Annotated in this window: 1 protein-coding gene and 1 pseudogene; both read left to right on the top strand. The window is 40.8% G+C overall.

Annotated elements, in window-relative coordinates; genetic code table 11:
• Nucleotides 1-413: pseudogene (locus tag F6K57_RS41160) on the top strand (hypothetical protein); the annotation flags it as partial.
• Nucleotides 414-855: 442 nt separating this feature from the next.
• A partial coding sequence (locus F6K57_RS41155; protein WP_293074840.1) for an ATP-binding protein occupies nucleotides 856-3136 on the top strand: 2281 nt, incomplete at its 3' end.

The raw sequence follows: 3136 nt of genomic DNA, 5'->3' as shown, positions 1-3136 counted from the left end.
TCCCTGTTCCCTGTTCCCTGTTCCCTGTTCCCTATCAGATGACAAATGACAAATGCTTGCCCAAGGTTTCAGTAGATATTGAAGTCAATCCTGTATTCTGCACCAAGATTGCTAGTAAATTAGCCCGCACCTATACTAGTAGCCATGGTCTCAAAGAATTGGTCAAAGAGCTAGAACGGATAGATTTGGATAAAAGTGCTCAGAGTTCTGACTGGGGTAATGTTGCTAATCTCTCCGATCAGCAGTTGGAATACGCTGCTAATGATGTACGCTACTTGTTAAATGTGCGGCAAAAACTGATCAATATGCTGGAACGGGAAGACCGTTGGGAACTAGCTCAACAGTGCTTTGAGGCGTTACCAACTATGGTATCTCTCGATTTGTTGCACTATCGAGATGTATTTGAACATTGAATAATCGGCGTTGGTGAATCTTCTTTTGAATAGGAGTAGAGTGGGCATCCTGCCCGCCCGAAAAGATCCGGTGCGCTTACAGTCGTCGAATTAAATTCGCCACGGGTCGCACCGCCAGGAACGGGCAAGATGCCCATTCCACAAAAGTCTTAAAATCATTCCATTATTAAGCAACGCCGATATTAAAACAGTGATTAGTCGCTCAATATTGGTGGGTTACGGTGGACAGCTCTGTGAAAAGGTGAGCTTTTCTCTTGGTGCGCGTTCATGCTTGTCGGGAAACCCGACCGGGGTCGCACCGCTAAAGTACTCACCGCCTAATCCACCCTAAGCGGCTGATTTAAGCAAAGTTTAACAAACAGTTTCCAAGCTCCTTGATCCAACTTAAACTAGTAGAGGGGGGTCTCACCCATAGCCCCTCCAGCAGATACCAGTGAAACGTATGTTTAGTTGGAAACGTGCCCAAATCCTCTTGTGTTTGGGCGCTTTTTTGATATCAGTACTGATTAGTCTATTAACCATCGCACCTAGTCAAGCACAATCTCAGGCATCTAAAACCTTGCCGCCATTGGAGATTACCAAAGGATGGCACTATCTCTGGGGTGATGTTTCTATCAATAACCTCCGGAATGCCAAGCTTTGTACTAAGGTCGAGATTGCCAAGAGCGACCCTTGCTGGCAACCATTTACATTTCCAGAAAGACTATGGAAGTCACAGCAAGATCAACAGCAAAACAATGTTTGGTTAGGGGTTAGGTTACCAGAGGGTAAATGGCAATCTCCCACTCTTTATCTCGGAGCAGTTCCGAATATACTAGAAGCTTATTTAGATCAGCAACTGATTTATACCCGATTATCCCCCAACTCATTGCCTCCAGCTAATGGTGACGGGTATCAATGGCCAATTGTTCCTCTTGATTCAAATTTTTCCGGCAAATCATTGTTCATTAATGTTTATGTCGGGACTGATCAGTCTATTTACATCGGATTTTTCGACCGGATAGTTATTGGTTCTAAATTTAACGTAATTCGGTGTTTGTTCAAAGACGAAATCAGCACCGTTTTAGGATGTATTTTTATTTTAATTGGGCTGTGGTTTAGTTTAACCTGTTTATTCAGGTCTCAAGATAAAGGATTAATTCTAGCCTTTGGATTATTAGCCATAGCTAGTGGCGTTTACAACCTTAGCCAATCAACCATTATTCCCTTATTATTTAAGGATTCCCTGAATTGGGAGCATACTCGATATACGGCTTTTTGTTTTCTGCCTATTCTCACCCTTATTGGTTTTGAACAAATATTTGGCTCAGGCTATTTTTCCATTATCCAGCGGTTATGGCAAATTCACCTAATTTATTCCGTAATTTCTTTAGGATTAATTGTTATCTACAACAGTTCCTGGTTGTATGACATATATATTGATCACTACCTGATCCTGACTAGTACAATAATTTTATTGCTCCATGCTATTCCTATAGCTATCACTCAGAAAAACTATTATGCGAAACTATTTATTTCAGGATTATCTATCCTGGTTTTAGGAGGAATGCATGATATTTTAGTTTATCGCTTTGAACTGGAAAATTGGTATCAGCGATTCTATCCTTGGGGAATGTTGCTGTTTATCTTATCCTTAGGATTAATTTTAGAACGACGATTTGCTGAAACCAGGCGACTGCTACAGGAATATAACCAGAAGCTAGAAACTAAGAACGCTGCTCTTCAGGAAATGGATCAGCTCAAAAATGAATTCTTAGCCAACACATCTCATGAACTTAAAACGCCTCTGAATGGTATTATTGGCATTGCTGAATCCTTGATTGATGGAGCAACAGGTGAGTTATCCCATTCAACAGCATCGAATCTTTCTCTGATTGTATCTAGTGGCAAACGGTTAACTCAGCTTGTTAACGATTTACTAGATTTTTCTGCCCTCAAGCATAAACAAATTAACCTTAAAATAAAGCCAGTGGGGATGCGAGAAATAACAGAAGTTGTTTTATTGCTATCTCGTCCCCTTGTGGCTAATAAAAATATACAATTGATTAATCAAGTTTCCTCATCTATTCCCCCTGTGGATGCTGATGAAAACCGACTCCAACAGATTCTCTATAATTTAGTGGGTAATGCCATTAAATTTACTGAACGTGGTATGATTAAAGTATCAGCAGAGGTGGTAACGTCTTATATTAAAATTACCGTTTCTGATACAGGGATTGGTATCCCACCTGATAAATTAGACCGAATTTTTGAAGCTTTTGAACAAGGAGATGGCTCCATTAATAGGAAATATGGAGGAGTGGGGTTAGGTTTAGCCGTTACTAAAAAACTGGTGCAGCTCCACGGCGGAGATATTGATGTGGAGTCTACCCCAAACCTTGGCTCACGGTTTAGTTTCACCCTACCGATATCAACAGGTAAAGTAGAGAGGAAACAGCGAGAGGAAGTTTCCAAGGTTCAGAATTATTTGGCAATGGCAAGTGACTCTGAGCACCTGATATCTGAGCACCTGATGTCTGATCACCTGATGTCTGATCACCTGATGTCTGATCACCTGATGTCTGATCAGACCTTATCACCACCAACTATGAAAGCATTGAAAATCTTGATTGTAGATGATGAACCAGTAAATCTTCAGGTTTTGGTCAACCATCTTTATCTGCAAAACTATAAGATTACTAAAGCAGTTAATGGCGAAGATGCATTCACAAAAATTACCCAAG

The organism is Moorena sp. SIO4A5 (assembly GCF_010672005.1).
GTDB lineage: Bacteria > Cyanobacteriota > Cyanobacteriia > Cyanobacteriales > Coleofasciculaceae > Moorena.
Note: the sequence above shows the minus strand (reverse complement) of the source record. Positions and strands in the feature narration are given on the sequence as shown.